Origin of the sequence: Roseiflexus castenholzii DSM 13941 (assembly GCF_000017805.1) — a bacterium.
GTDB classification, from domain to species: Bacteria; Chloroflexota; Chloroflexia; order Chloroflexales; family Roseiflexaceae; genus Roseiflexus; species Roseiflexus castenholzii.
The window spans coordinates 5,665,051-5,679,781 of record NC_009767.1; the positions used below are offsets into that span (position 1 = coordinate 5,665,051).

The 14,731-nt window shown below is 60.0% G+C and carries 8 protein-coding genes; 7 read left to right on the forward strand and 1 reads right to left on the reverse strand.

What is annotated here, in order from left to right; all coding sequences use genetic code 11:
• Positions 1 to 90: 90 nt before the first annotated feature.
• From RCAS_RS22855 to RCAS_RS22885, 7 genes are all read left to right on the forward strand, one after another.
• Positions 91 to 2,454 carry an NYN domain-containing protein gene (locus RCAS_RS22855; protein WP_012122849.1) on the forward strand — a complete coding sequence of 788 codons (2,364 nt, stop codon included), beginning with the start codon at positions 91 to 93 and terminating at the stop codon, positions 2,452 to 2,454.
• Positions 2,455 to 2,476: 22 nt separating this feature from the next.
• Positions 2,477 to 3,115 carry a phosphoribosylanthranilate isomerase gene (locus RCAS_RS22860; protein WP_012122850.1) on the forward strand — a complete coding sequence of 213 codons (639 nt, stop codon included), beginning with the start codon at positions 2,477 to 2,479 and terminating at the stop codon, positions 3,113 to 3,115.
• Between the two features lie 4 nt (positions 3,116 to 3,119).
• Positions 3,120 to 4,502: a metallophosphoesterase gene (locus tag RCAS_RS22865; protein ID WP_012122851.1), complete on the forward strand. Its 1,383-nt coding sequence runs from the start codon at positions 3,120 to 3,122 to the stop codon at positions 4,500 to 4,502.
• A gap of 166 nt (positions 4,503 to 4,668) precedes the next feature.
• The gene (locus RCAS_RS26350) at positions 4,669 to 5,034 is read left to right on the forward strand and encodes a Trm112 family protein (RefSeq protein WP_012122852.1); all 366 of its coding nucleotides are present in this window, start codon (positions 4,669 to 4,671) and stop codon (positions 5,032 to 5,034) included.
• Between the two features lie 129 nt (positions 5,035 to 5,163).
• Positions 5,164 to 5,949 carry an EI24 domain-containing protein gene (locus tag RCAS_RS22875; RefSeq protein ID WP_012122853.1) on the forward strand — a complete coding sequence of 262 codons (786 nt, stop codon included), beginning with the start codon at positions 5,164 to 5,166 and terminating at the stop codon, positions 5,947 to 5,949.
• Positions 5,950 to 6,706: 757 nt separating this feature from the next.
• Positions 6,707 to 7,753 (forward strand): TAXI family TRAP transporter solute-binding subunit, encoded by a 1,047-nt coding sequence (locus tag RCAS_RS22880; RefSeq protein WP_012122854.1) that lies wholly within the window; start codon positions 6,707 to 6,709, stop codon positions 7,751 to 7,753.
• A gap of 257 nt (positions 7,754 to 8,010) precedes the next feature.
• Entirely contained in the window at positions 8,011 to 10,296 is a 2,286-nt protein-coding gene (locus tag RCAS_RS22885; RefSeq protein ID WP_012122855.1) for a TRAP transporter permease, read from the forward strand.
• Between the two features lie 1,133 nt (positions 10,297 to 11,429).
• Here RCAS_RS22885 and uvrA read toward each other — a convergent pair.
• Positions 11,430 to 14,561, reverse strand: coding sequence for an excinuclease ABC subunit UvrA (gene uvrA / locus RCAS_RS22890; RefSeq protein ID WP_012122856.1), 3,132 nt, complete (start codon positions 14,559 to 14,561; stop codon positions 11,430 to 11,432).
• Between the last annotated feature and the right edge of the window lie 170 nt (positions 14,562 to 14,731).

Below are 14,731 nucleotides of genomic sequence, written 5' to 3' on the forward strand. Positions count from 1 at the left end.
ACGCCCCGCCGAGGAAGGCGCCTGGCTCGCGTGTGATCCTTGGAGCCGCTGCTTGACGACACCAAGAATCAGGAGAAGATTAAACGACCCATGGCTACCGACAATCCGCGTCTCGACGTCGCTGTGTTCATCGACTTCGAGAACGTCTACGTCAGTGTCCGCGACAAACTCGACGTCAATCCAAACTTTGAAATCATCATGGATCGCGTTGCGGACCTGGGACGGGTGGTGATCGCCCGCGCATACGCCGACTGGTATCGCTATCCGAGAGTAACGAGCGCCCTGTACGCCAATGGCATCGAGCCGATGTATGTCCCGACCTATTACTATGATCGCGATCTGGGTCGGACGGGGCGCGCCATCAAGAACAGCGTCGATATGAATCTCTGTATCGACGCGATGAAAACACTGTACACCAACCCGAACATCGGCAAATTCGTGCTCGCCACCGGCGACCGCGATTTTATTCCGCTGGTGAATGCGATCCGCCAGCATGGCAAGGAAGTCATTATTATCGGAGTGGGGGGCGCCGCTTCGGGGCACCTTGCCCAAAGCGCCGATGAGTTCATCTTCTACGAGCAATTGCTGGGCAAGAAGCCGCAGCCGCTGCAAGCCGATGCGCCGCGTATCCGCATGCCAGAGCGCGGGCGCGATGTTGAGGAGGTAGTGGAACCTGCGCCATCCGTGCGGATGCGCCAGGAAGCGCAATCGGCGGAGCACACGCCGCCGCCTGAACCACCCGCTCCCGAAACCGCGCGTGAAGAAACCGACATTTACGACATGCTCGTGCGGGCAGTGCATCTGGCGCGCGAACGAGGGTATGTCTGCTCTTTCGGCTCGCTCAAACTCGTGATGAAAGAGTTGATGGGTGGGGAGTTCAAGGAGAGTAAGTATCGCGACTCGACCGGCAAGCCGTTCGCAAAGTTCAAAGATTTTGCCCTCGAAGCCGAGCGCCGCGGCAAGGTGCAGGTTTTTACGAGCGGCGCCGTCGTCGAAGTCTTTCTGCCCGGCGAGGACCCGTACAAACTTTCGCAGTTCGCCCAGGACCTCAAAGAAGAACCGCCGGTCAGCACGTCCACCACGCCGGTGCACGTCGATGCCCATATCGATGGTCGCCCGGTCTCGAGCAGCCGCCGCCGTCGCCGCCGTCGCAGCAGCACAACTCGCACAACAATCTCGCCCGATACGATCACTGCCCCATCGCAGGATGAGTTCGTCGTGCATGAGGACGTGACCGACGAATTGATGACGGAGGCGCTGCACGACGTGATGAACGGCGAATCCGCCGCGACGGACGTGGTCTTCGAGGAATTGCTCGACCGCCTGGAAGCCGAGCGTGAGCGACAGGAAGCGCTTGCATCGTTCGATGTGCCGATTGACGAGCCAATGCTTGATGAGTTGCCCGATCTGGAGGAGGAGCCGGATGTGACGATATCGGGCGACAGTCTGGTGGAAGAACCGATTCTGGCAGCGCCTGAACCGGACGATCAGATGATGATTATGGATAGGCCGGTTGAGCTGTCGGAGCCATTTGCGACGCCTGAAACACCGGTTGGTGAACCAACAGCGCACCTGCCGGAGACGCCTCCCTTCACCGACGCCGAGTGGCAGATGTTGCGCGAGGTGGTCGTTTCGGCGGGACGTCCTTTGTCGTTCGCACAGATCCACGATCTGATGCGGGGCGCCCGCAACAACGCCGGCATCGTTCGCACGAACGAAGAACTGCGGTCGCTGATCAAGCAGGCGATTAACACCGGTGTCCTTCGCCGCAGCGGCAAAGGCGCCCGCGTCGTGTATCACCTGGCGCCCTACGAAACATCCGCAGCGACAGAAGGCGTCGATGCCTCTGCGGTCAAGGCATCGGAAGAGGCGGCGTCTGAGCCGTCGATTATCAGGGACGCTGTCGAGACGATGGTTGTGTCCGAGGCATCTGCGCCTGCGCCTGCATTGGAGTCGCCTGAAATCGTTGCTGCCGAACCACTCGCTGCCGCTGACGTATTACCAGCGGATGTGACCGACGAGATGCCGCAGGGAAAGGTTCCTGAAGAAACAGAGACCGCTGCCGAACCAGAAGTGTTGGCGCCTGCGCCGGACGCAGTGGAAGAAGGCGTCGTCGCTCATGGTGTGGAGTCGCCGCCGGTCGTAGCGGAAGGATCGGTGATGGCGGAGGAGACGCCACGTGAGACGTCGGTCACCGTCGGCGTCCCGGCAGAGGCGCCGGTGACAGCAGTTGACGATCACGCAACCGCAGAGTCAAAGGTTGTCGACCAACCGACGCCACGCCGTCGTCGCACTACTGTGCGCACGAACGCAGAAGCCGATCAAACGACGGCGGAAGCGCGTCCAACACGTTCACGCAGCAAAGCTGCCGTTACCGCGCCGACCGAAGAAGCGCCGCGTCCGACACGGCGGCGCAAGAAAGTCGAGACGACTGAAGAACCGACTGAGGTGTGAATGATCCCCTTGCGAGCGTGCGATGATCATCAAAATCTGTGGTGTGCGCGCGCGTGACCACGCCCTGACGGCAGTCGATGCCGGCGCCGATATGCTTGGACTGGTGTTCGCACCTTCGCGCCGTCAGATCACGGTTGAAGACGCCGCATCCATTGCGGAGGCGGCGCGTTTTGCCGCCCGTGGTCGCGGACGAGCGATCACCCTGATTGGTGTATTCGTTAACGAGACGGTGGAGCGCATCCGTGATATTGCATCCTCCTGCGGTCTTGATGGCGTGCAGTTGAGTGGCGATGAGCCGGTGATCTATGCGGATGCGCTGGCGCCCTTACTGGTCATCAAAGCCGTTCGCTTCGATGACTCGGCGCAGGAGCGCGCGTGGTTGATACATGACCAGGCGCATGTGCAATTGCTGGTCGATGCCCGTGTGCCGGGCAATTATGGCGGCGCCGGCGTTGTCGCAGATTGGGAACGCGCGGCTGAACTGGCGCGCCGGCGCTCATTGATGCTGGCGGGTGGACTGACCCCGGAGAACGTTGCTGATGCCATAACGCGCGTTCGTCCATGGGGTGTCGATGTCAGCAGCGGCGTCGAGAGCAATGGCGTAAAGGATCACGGAAAGATTCGGGCATTCATCGCAGCCGCGCGCGCTGCTGCCAGATAACGTTATGCTGTCTACTCTTCGCTCCCTTCCCCTGGCGTTCATTGGGGCGTGTGTCGCGCTGATCGTTCGGCGTCGGCTGCATCCGGTGCGCCTGCGCCCGACCGGTGAGACGACCCCGCCAATCGGTCCCAACGATATTCGACCTGGAATCCGTCGCCTGGTGCTCAGCGATCTCCACATGGGGGCAGGTGATCGCCGCGACGACTTCAGCGCCGATGCCGAACTTGCCGCGTTGCTGCGCTATTATGCTGCCGAACCGACGCCGACGGAATTGATCCTGGCGGGGGATACGTTTGAATTTTTGCAGGTCTGCCTGCCCGATGTGCCAGACCGCGAATGGTCGCCACGCGCGGCGGCGCGCCGCCTTGAAGCCATTCTGAACGCGCATGCGGAACCGGTCGCTGCGCTGCGCGCTTTCCTCTCTCGGCGCGACAATCAGGTGACGGTGATTATCGGGAACCATGACTTCGAGTTGCACTATGCGAGCGCCAAACAGACACTGCGCCGGGCGCTCGGATTGGCGCCAGGTAATCCACGCTTGCGGTTTGGCGTGTCCTATGAAGGTGATGGCATCTTTCTCGTGCATGGCAATCAGTTTGACCGCTGGAACCGTTTCATTCACTTCAACGGCATCTGTGAGCCTTTCGAGGTAGTGTTCGGCACACGCCTGATCCGTGAAGCGATCAATGTGCTGGAAGACGAGCCGGTGGATATTGCCACGCTGATCGACAATATCAAGCCGCTATCCGCCATTTTCTGGTATGCCTTATCGCTGCCGACGCTGCGCAACCAATCCACTCGCCGGTTGGTGGTGCGCGGTCTGGTGTTGCTGGTCAATGTGCTCCTACGCAACACGGTCTATATTCTCGACGACGATCCGCAGCAGCAGACGCCGCGTTCGCTCTGGAAACCGATGTATCGCCAGGTCGCGCTGGCGGCGACGCTCCTGGGACGCGCGGCAGGGGTGCGGCAGCGTTCTGGCGGTTTTCCCGAGACTGTATTTCAGCGCGCAGCGGAGCACCAGTTGCGCCGCTCGATCCGGGCTTTTGGGAGCACGTCTGTTCACAGCATGGCGCGCATTGCGCGCGATCCGCAGCAGTGGTCGACCCATCTTTTTATTTGCGGACACACCCATCTGGCACAGGTCGTGGCGCTGAACGAGCGCCAGACATATGTCAATACCGGCACCTGGACGGACGTTATTCTTGATGTTGCCACCTCACAGCGACAGCAGCAGCGCTTTCCTTATCTGGAAGTAACGTATCCCGCGCAAGGTTCGCCGCCACATTGGCGGTTGTTGGTGTGGCGGGAGGCTGGCGAATCGCCATCTCCTTGGCGCGATGAGCGCGCAACAACGATGTTGGAAAAAGTCGAATACCCGGTATAATAGGGGGCTGAGAATCGAGAACTGAGAATCGAGAACTGAGAACCAGAAACCGGGAAACGGAGATTGAGGAGCAAAAACACGCTCAGACCTGACAACCGAAGATCGGAACCGGCTGCTGTAGCCTGCAAGTCAGGCATCAGGAATAATGACAGAGGAGGTCACACTGATGAAAATCGTCCTTCGTCTTCTTGGCGTCGCGGCGCTGATCGCACTGGGCATCGTCATTTATCGCGCCGTTCGCCAGTACCGCGAAGACAGCGTCTTCGACCTGGGGTCTGGCACGCAATCGTCGCCGCCGTCGTCATCGTCGTCTGGCGGGGAGTCGCGCAGCATCAGCCCGGAACTGCTGGCAATCCTGGCGGACCCCGGCGATAAGGGACCGGTGGAGTTGATGCGGGATAGCGAAGGCAAAGAGTGGCTGGTCAACCGCCGCAATGGGTATCGCTATCCAGTCGAGGATGGCATTCCGATCATGCTGCTCGAAGAGGGTGAGAAAAACCGCGACGAGAGCCTGATCATCCGGCAAGAGTAGGGGGCAGGAGAACCGAGAACGAAGAACCGAGAACGAAGAATCTGTTCGTATCTTGATGAGATCCCCGATTGGATTCACATTCTTAGTCTCCGTTCTCAGTTCTCAGTTCTCAATTCTCAGTTCTCAGCCATGCAGAAATTCCTCACCGGCGCCTCTTATCCGCTGCGCGCTCTCGGCGTTCTCAGACGCCATCCGACACTCTGGCAGTATATTATCGTCCCCGTCTTCCTGAATATATTTGTGGGCATCACTCTCTACGCCGGTTTGCTCGTTGCCGGATTTCGCGCTATTGATGGGGTTATCGCCGGTCTGCCCGAATGGCTGGCATTCATCGCCTGGTTGCTCCGCGCGCTGTTGATCGTCGTGCTTCTGATTGCAACCGGTTATGTGCTGGTTCGCTTCGGCGTGGTGATTGGCTCGCCATTCTACAGCCGTCTCTCGGAACGCCTGGAAGAACGTTTCAGCGGCGTCGTATTCGATGCGCCCCCGCCGACTGTGGGGAATGTAGCACGGGATATTGCTCGCGCTCTGCTGTTCGAGATCAAGAAACTAATCCTGGCGCTGACTATCGGTGCACCAACGTTGCTCCTGAATCTCATTCCGTTCGTTGGTTCATTGCTGGCGACGGCAGGCGGCATTGCGCTCAGTGCAACCATTTCCTGCCTCGATTTTTTCGATCCGCCGCTCGAGCGGCGCCGACTGCGCTTTCGCGATAAATTGGGATTCGTGCGACAGGGTTTGCCCGCAACAGCCGGATTTGGACTGGTCTGTCTCGGTCTGGTGAGTATTCCCCTGATCAACCTGTTGGCCGTGCCTCTCTGCATCACTGCCGGCACCCTCTTTTACTGCGATAGACACGGAAGTGAGCATGCATTGTCAGGCAACGGATCGTCTCCACAGGCTGGATCGAATTAGTTATTCTCAAGGTCCATACCTCTGTCGGGACGCTTCGTTGCGGATGCCAGCCTCAATCTCCGTGATTGCTGAACCCGGTTCGTTCAGCGCAGGTATTCGCGGCCACGCAGGGTGAAGGCGCCTGGAGATGATACCGGTGCGCCGGCGCCGGATCGCGCGCAGCACAATGAGCGGCTCCGGCGAGCAACGGGATGAAGGTGCAGCCGGTTTGCATTGATACCGAACCATCTGACCGGCGTTTGGTGGTTAAGTCTTTATTATAAATGAGGAAGATATTCTCTTGACGCGCCGTGCGCTTGCAGGTACACTTACGCTATCCTGGTTATTCTCCGTTCCAGCCATCGCCCTCACTTGAGGGTTGCAGCGCATATATGTTTCTGGCGCGTCTCCGCGCCTGGAGAGATAGAACACATACGAACTGAAGCCAGCATACGCTCTTCGAGAGAGATGTGAGGGTTGGTTTTCTTGTTTGCACTAAGCCAGACCCTTGGCGTATCACCTGCCTGAAAGGGACGGGCGGGGTTTGTTTGTGCCCAAAATGAAGGATGGGCGCCTCATCCGCAATCAAAAGTGGTCGGGCATCCTTTTTCAGCGCCGACGCGACACGGGAGATGCGCGTTTTGCCCTTACCGATCCGCAATGGAGTCGATGGCGTGGCGCCATATCGATCTTTTTGCGAGACGCACTATTCTCAGGGTGCAACGGTCAGGAGCGTGACACCTGATACGTGCCACATAGAGCAGAAAGGAGTCTTTGCATGGTCAAACGAACGCTGGTCGTCTTCTGGTCAATTATGGCGCTAGTACTGGCTGCGTGTGGACAGCCGACCCCCGCAGCGCCAACAACCGCCCCTTCAGCCCCCACCACCGCGCCTTCCGGCGAACAACCCACAACAGCGCCCGCCGCGCCCAGCGGGGAAAAACTGCGCTTGATCATCGGCACCGGCGGCACCGGCGGCGTGTTCTTCCCCTATGGCGGCGGTCTGGCGCGTATTCTTACCGAAAAGATGCCCAACACGGAAGCGACGGCGCAGGAAACCGGCGGCTCCGTCGATAATATGAAACTGCTCCAGAATTCGGAAGCGCAAATCGGCTTCACCACCGCAGATTCGGCATACGATGGCATTAATGGCGTGGCAGCATACCAGGCGACCGGTCCGGTTCCCGCCGCAACCATTGCCGTGCTCTATCAGAGTTTCATCCATGTGGTCGCGCGCGCCGATTCGGGTATCACAAGCGTCGCCGATATGAAAGGGCGACCTGTCTCGATTGGATCGGCGGGCAGCAGCACGGAAACCGCGGCTATCCGCCTGCTCGAAGCCGCAGGGCTGAAGCCGGAAGATGTGGTCCGCGAAAACCTGGGGGTGGCCGACTCGGTGGCTGCCATGAAGGATAAGAAGATCGATGCCTTCTTCTGGATCGGCGGTCTGCCGACGGCTGCGGTGACCGACCTGGTTACGACCGAGTCGGTGGTCTTTATCGACACCAGTTCGCTGCTGAAGCCGATGGTGGATAAGTATGGTCCAATCTACGCCGCTACCGTGCTGCCTGGCGGCACCTACAAAGGGACGGACCAGGATGTGCCGGGGATTGGCGTTGCCAACCTGCTCGTGGTGCGCGAGGATATGCCCGCTGACCAGGTAAAAGGCATTCTGACCACAATTTTCGACAATCTCGAAGAAGTGCATCAGATCCATCCCGCAGCGCGCACCCTGTCGCTTGAATCGGCAGTCACCGGTTCATCGATACCGTTCCATCCGGCTGCAATCGAGTTCTACAAGGAACGTGGCGTTTGGAAGGAGTGACGAGGTGAGATTGAGGCAAGATACCACTGAGAGCCTGTTCTGAAAAGATCATCGGGCAGGCGAAGGCAATGCCTTCGCCTGCCCGGTCGCGTTCCACGCAGCGATTTTTCAGAAGGTCTCTTACCACCGGGTCTTGCCTTGTTCTATGTGCTTCCAGCCGACTTGCGCATGTGTGTGTCTACTTGATCGGTGTTGGCTCTCAGCCATACAGACTGCGCGCGTGCAGTCGCCGCACCGTTGAGAGGGGGGTGTCAACGATGAGCATCGCCGCCAACGCTCAAAACAACGACGCGCCTGACGAAGAGGTCATTTCCAGGGAAAAAGTCGAGCAACTCATCGAGGAGTTCGAGAACGAAGCAGCAACCCGAAAACTGAGCGGCGCCTGGGCATGGATCGCCGGGATTGTTGCGGCGGCGCTCTCGATCTATGCACTCTACTGGACGCAGGCGATCATCACGACTCAGGTTTACCGTGCCACGTTCCTGATGCTCGTCCTGGCGTTGACGTTCTTCTACTTCCCATTGCGCAAGGCTGCGCGCACGAAAGTGCCCTGGTATGATGTTGTGCTGGCAGCGCTTGGCGCTGCCAGTATGATTTATTTGAGCCTCAATTTCCGTGATGCGTTGCAGCGGGTCACTCAACCCACGCCGACCGAACTCGTGATGGGCGCCATTATGCTGCTGCTGGTGTTGGAAGCGACCCGCCGCACCACAGGTATGGCGCTGACACTGGTAGCAGTGTTCTCGATACTGTACGCGCTCTTCGGGTATGTTTTTCCTGAACCGTTCGACCATCGCGGAATCTCGCTGCAACGTCTGATCGGCACAAACTACCTGACATTGCAGGGTGTGTTTGGCGTGCCGCTCGATGTGGCGGCCACATTCATCGTGCTGTTTACGATCTATGGCGCGGTGCTGGAGTACAGCGGCGCGGGCAAGTTCTTTATCGACTGGTCCTTTGCGGCGCTCGGCAAGTCGAAGAGCGGCGCCGGCCCGGGACGCACCGTGGCGGCGGCCGGGTTTTTGCTCGGCACCGTGTCGGGCAGTGGCGTGGCAACGACGGTCACACTGGGATCGCTGTCGTGGCCTATGCTGCGCAAGGCAGGGTACGATAAGACGGTCGCGGCCGGAATGCTGGCTGCATCCGGGATCGGCGCCACCCTCTCGCCGCCAACCCTTGGAGCAGCAGCGTTTCTGATCGCCGAATACCTGGATATTTCCTATCTCGATGTGCTGATCATGGCGATTGTGCCGACGATCCTCTACTACCTGTCGATCATTCTGATGATCGAAGCCGACTCGCGCCGCATGAAGACACAGGCGGTCACATTCGAGAGCGAATCGCTCTGGGAGTTGACGCGCAAGTTTGGGTATCACTTCTCGTCGCTGTTTGCCGTCGCCATTCTGATGGGGTTTGGCATGACGCCCTTTATGGCGGTCTACTGGTCGATTGTCGTTGCGTTCTTCCTGAGTTTTCTCCGTCCCGAAACGCGCCTCTCCTCCCTGAAAGCGCTGGCGTCCGGCGTCGCGCTGATGGCGCTGCTGATGGCGCTGGAAGTGACCGGTGTGCTGCCGCGTATGCGTCCATCGGTGGCGATCTTCTGGGGGTTAATGCTTACCGTCGTGATCGCGGCGGCGATGGCGCTCTACCGGCGGGTGCGCGCCATTCCGGGAGAAGATGAGAACATGCGCATTCTCAGGGCGCTGGAATATGGCGGGCGCAGTGTGGTGTCGATTGCCGCCACCACCGCCTGCGCAGGCATCATCGTCTCAGCCGTGACGTTGACCGGACTGGGGCTTAAGATTTCGGGCATGATCGTGAGCCTTGGCGGCGGCAACATCCTGATGACGGTCTTCTTTGCAGCCATTGCTGTCTGGGTATTGGGATTGGCGGTGCCGGTCACGGCATCGTACATTCTGGCAGCGGTCATGATCGTTCCCGCGTTGCGACAGGTGGGTGTGCCGGAACCCGCTGCGCATATGTTCATTTTCTATTATGCGGTCCTGGCTGATGTGTCGCCGCCGACTGCGCTGGCGCCTATGGCTGCCGCAGCGATTACCGGCGGGCGTCCGTGGCCCACAATGTTTATGGCATGGAAGTATTGTCTGCCCGGTTTCCTGGTGCCGTTCATGTTTACGATGACGACCGACGGGACGAGTCTGCTGCTGTTGTTGCAGCAGGTTGGCAAAGATGTGGGCACGGTGACGCTGGCGTTCAAACCTGCCTGGTATGAGGCGCTGGCGGCAGGAGGGTGGATGACGATTGTGGTGACCTTCCTGACCAGTTGCCTGGCAGTTGGCGCCCTGGCGGTCGCTTTTGGCGGATGGCTGCTCCGTCAGGCGAATCTTTTCGAGCGCGTGCTGATGGGTGTTGCCGGTTTGGCGATGCTCTATGCCGACCTGGGAGCGGACGCCGTTGGGTTTGGGTTGTTTATTGTGGGCGTGCTGGTTCACGTGGTGCGGGTGCGCCAGATGCGCAAGGCGGAGTCGGTCGCTGTCGCCGCAGTGGAAACGGACACGTTCAGCGAGCGCTCGGTTGGATGATGATCAGGTCCTCGCATCCCTGCCCCCACGCGGAGGTTCAAGGGCGGACCGCGCGCATAGCGGGCAGGCATGGCGTTGGGATGCGCCGTTTGGACCTCACCCCCTGCCCCGCTCCCGCGCGGGAGCGGGGAGACTGGCGACGCGCGCGCAGCCCGTCCCCCGGTGGGCGTGCCGGGGTGCGCGCCAGTGTTCCGTCCGCCCTTAAACACACGGAGGTGGGGGGGAAGAGGGTCCAAAAACGCGGCGCACAGCGATGGGCTTATGTCGCCTTAAACACACGGAGGTGGGGGGAGGGTGAGGGGTTATACCAATTCCCTGTGACCATCCGGCATGGTCACCCCGAGCAGCGCGAGGGGTCGGGCGCGACCCGCTCCGATTCCTCGCTGCGCGCGGTCAGATTCCTCGCTGCGCTCGGAATGACACGAAGGCGGCCTGCGTCGCAGGTGACAAGTGTCGAGCGCACGGAGATTCCTCGCTGCGCTCGGAATGACCCGAAGGCGGCATCTTCCATCGTAATCAGCTGTGACCATCCGGCATGGTCACCCCGAACAGCGCGAGGGGTCTGGCGCAACCCGCGTAGATTCCTCGCTGCGCTCGGAATGACAAGTCGCTGCGCTCGGAATGACAAGAATGCGGCATCGTCAATCGTCATTGGTATCACCCCTCGCCCCTCTCGCCTCGCCCCTCGCCCCTCTCGCCTCACTCCTCACCCCTCTCATACCAATGACCGGTGACCATCCGGCATGGTCACCCCGAGCAGCGCGAGGGGTCTGGCGCAACCCGCTCAGATTCCGCGCTGCGCTCGGAATGACAAGTCGCTGCGCTCGGAATGACAAGAATGCGGCATCGTCAATCGTCATTGGTATCACCCCTCGCCCCTCTCGCCTCGCCCCTCGCCCCTCTCGCCTCACTCCTCACCCCTCTCATACCAATGACCGGTGACCATCCGGCATGGTCACCCCGAGCAGCGCGAGGGGTCTGGCGCAACCCGCTCAGATTCCGCGCTGCGCGCGGTCAGATTCCTCGCTGAGTTTACCCTGAGCGAAGCGAAGGGCTCGGAATGACACGAAGGCGGCATCTTCAAGCGTCATTGGTATTATATGACGAACCTTGTGTACATTCGTTGCGCAAGATTAATCTTGCGCCACACCCTTAACCCCAGTCGCATATAGAATCTCGCGCAGGAACCGTCCCGTGTGCGATGCCTCGATCATGGCGACCTCTTCAGGCGTGCCGACGGCGACGACCGTGCCGCCGCCGTCGCCGCCCTCCGGTCCCATGTCGATGATCCAGTCTGCGGTCTTAATCACATCGAGGTTGTGTTCAATGACGAGCACGGTGTTGCCCGCATCCACAAGACGGTGCAGCACGGTGAGCAGGCGCTGCACATCGGCAAAGTGCAACCCGGTGGTCGGTTCATCGAGAATATACATGGTACGACCGGTTGCAACGCGCGCCAGTTCTTTCGCAAGTTTCACCCGTTGCGCCTCGCCGCCGGAAAGGGTCGTCGCCGATTGCCCGAGTTTGATGTAGTCCAGCCCGACATCGTGCAACGTCTGGAGCATGCGCTTGATACGCGGCACATTGTCGAAGAACTCCAGCGCCGTCTGAACGTCCATATCAAGGACATCGGCGATTGATTTGCCTTTGTACTTGACCTGCAACGTTTCGCGGTTGTACCGTTTGCCCTTGCAGACATCGCAGCGCACCCAGACATCTGCCAGGAACTGCATATCGATGCGTTTTTCGCCATTGCCCTCGCAGGCTTCGCAGCGCCCGCCCTTCAGGTTGAACGAGAAGCGACCGGCGTTATAGCCACGTAGTTTCGCTTCATTAGTCGAGGCGAATAGTTCACGAATCAGGTCGAACAGTTTGACATACGTCGCCGGGTTCGAGCGCGGCGTCCGCCCGATTGGTTGCTGATCGATATCGATCACCTTATCGAGATGCTCCAACCCGCGCAGCGCGCGGAATGGTCCCGGCTTCAACTGAGCGCGATGCAGGCGATTCGCCAGCGCCGGGTAGAGCGTCTCGGTGATCAGTGACGACTTACCCGAACCGGACACTCCGGTGACGCACATAAAGACCCCCAGCGGAAAGCGAACAGTCACATCACGCAGGTTGTTCATCGTGGCGCCTTCGAGTTCGAGCCACGGTCCCTCCGCCAGATCGGACTGATGATCTACCCGGCGACGACGCGGCGCATCCTGCAATCCATTGGCAACCGGACGCACCCGCGCAGTGCGGCGCTGCTGCGGCGTAGGGATCTCAAGTCGCCCCGCGAGATACGCACCGGTCAGCGACTCGGGCGATGCCGCCACGACATTGGGCGGACCAGCGGCGACGACCTGACCGCCCTTGACCCCGGCGCCCGGACCAAAATCGATGATCCAGTCAGCCGCCTGCATGGTTTCCAGATCGTGCTCAACCACCACGACGGTGTTGCCCAGGTCGCGCAGTTTGAGCAGCGTATCGAGGAGTTTGCGATTGTCGCGCTGATGTAGCCCGATGCTCGGCTCGTCGAGAATGTACGTTACACCCACAAGACCAGAGCCGATCTGCGATGCGAGACGGATGCGTTGCGCCTCACCGCCGGAGAGCGTCGGCGCGGGACGTTCCAGCGTCAGGTAATGAAGACCGACATTCAGCAGAAAGCCGAGCCGTTCACGAATTTCTTTCAGCACATCGTTGACAATCGCCATCTGATAATCGGTCAATGGCGTCACTGCACCGTGATGCGCAGCGCCATTTCCTGCCACAACCCCGGGCATCACCTGACCCTCCAGGTCTGCCAGATGCGCGATGTTGCCGGAAATGCCGCTCAGGGCATTCACCCATGCCAGTGCCCCGGCAATCGTCATCCGTGTCACGTCGCGGATTGACAATCCGCCAACCCGGACCGCCAGGCTTTCGGGGCGCAGGCGCGCGCCGCTGCACGCCGGGCAGGGTTGCTCACTCATAAAACTCTGGTAATACTCGCGTGTGTAGTCGCTGCCCGTCTGCTGAAAACGGCGGCGAATCTCGCTTGCCAGCCCTTCCCAGGTGCGGGTAAACTCACCTCGGCTATCGCCGCCTTCATCACCCCACTGGAAACGTATCCGCTCTTTCCCGCTGCCATAGATGATGACGTGACGCGCCTGTTCGCTGAGTTGTTCCCAAGGCGTATCGAGATCGAATCCATAGTGCCGGGCAATCGCCAGCAGCGCGCGGTACCCCCACGAGTCACGCTTCTTGCGCAGTTCGCCCCAATACGTCACCGCACCTTCGTGCAGGGTCAGCGATGGGTTGGGAACGAGCAGGAGCGGATCGACTTCGAGCCGGACGCCAAGACCGGTGCATTCGGGGCAGGCGCCCTGCGGACTGTTGAACGAGAACATTTGCGGCGAGAGTTCAGGGAACGAAATACCGCAGTGCGTGCAAGTATTGGCTTCGCTCATCAACCATTCTTCGGCGGCGCCCGTTTTGTTCTGAATGCTGATGATCAACTGCCCCTCGCCGACCCGCAGCGCCTGCTCGACACTATCGGTCAGTCGGGTCACAAAAGCGTCCCACTCACTCTGGGAACCTTCCTGTGCTCGACCGATGGGAGCGTCAGAAGAGCGCACCTGATCACGCGCGGCGTCGCGCGCCGGCATCGCCAGACGGTCAATGACAATCTCAATCGTATGCTTGACCTTCTTATTGAGTTTGATCTCGCCCGCCAGATCGAAAATCTCGCCATCGACGCGCACCCGCGCGAACCCCTCGGCGCGCGCTTCCGCGAAGACATCTTTATACTCGCCCTTGCGCTGCGACACAAGCGGCGCCAGCACCATAAAGCGCGTCCCTGTCGGCAGGGTCAGCACCCGATTGACCATCTGCTCGGCGCTCTGCGAACTGACCGGACGACCACACACGTGACAGTGCTGCGTCCCGACGCGGGCATACAGCAAACGGAGGTAGTCATAAATCTCGGTAACAGTGCCGACCGTCGAGCGTGGATTCTTCGAGGCGCTTTTCTGCTCGATGGCGATCGCGGGCGACAACCCCTCGATGGCATCGACTTTCGGTTTTTCCATCTGACCGAGAAACTGCCGTGCATATGCCGAGAGCGACTCGACGTATCGGCGCTGCCCTTCGGCGTACAACGTGTCGAACGCCAGCGACGACTTGCCCGACCCGGAGACGCCGGTCAGAACAACCAGTTTATCACGCGGGATTTCCAGGTCGATCCCTTTCAGATTGTGCTCACGCGCACCTTTGATGACAATAGCATCTTTTGCCATGATCTGGCGACCTTTCGCAGCATAAAGCGCTGGTCCGCAACCATACGCAGGCACTGCTCGTGGAGCGCATCCACAGCCGTGCTGTACATACGTGAACAGGTGTGCGATAGTATAGCACTGCATGAATGCCGGGTCAATCACAGCGCTGCTACGGGATCGTGCAACGAATC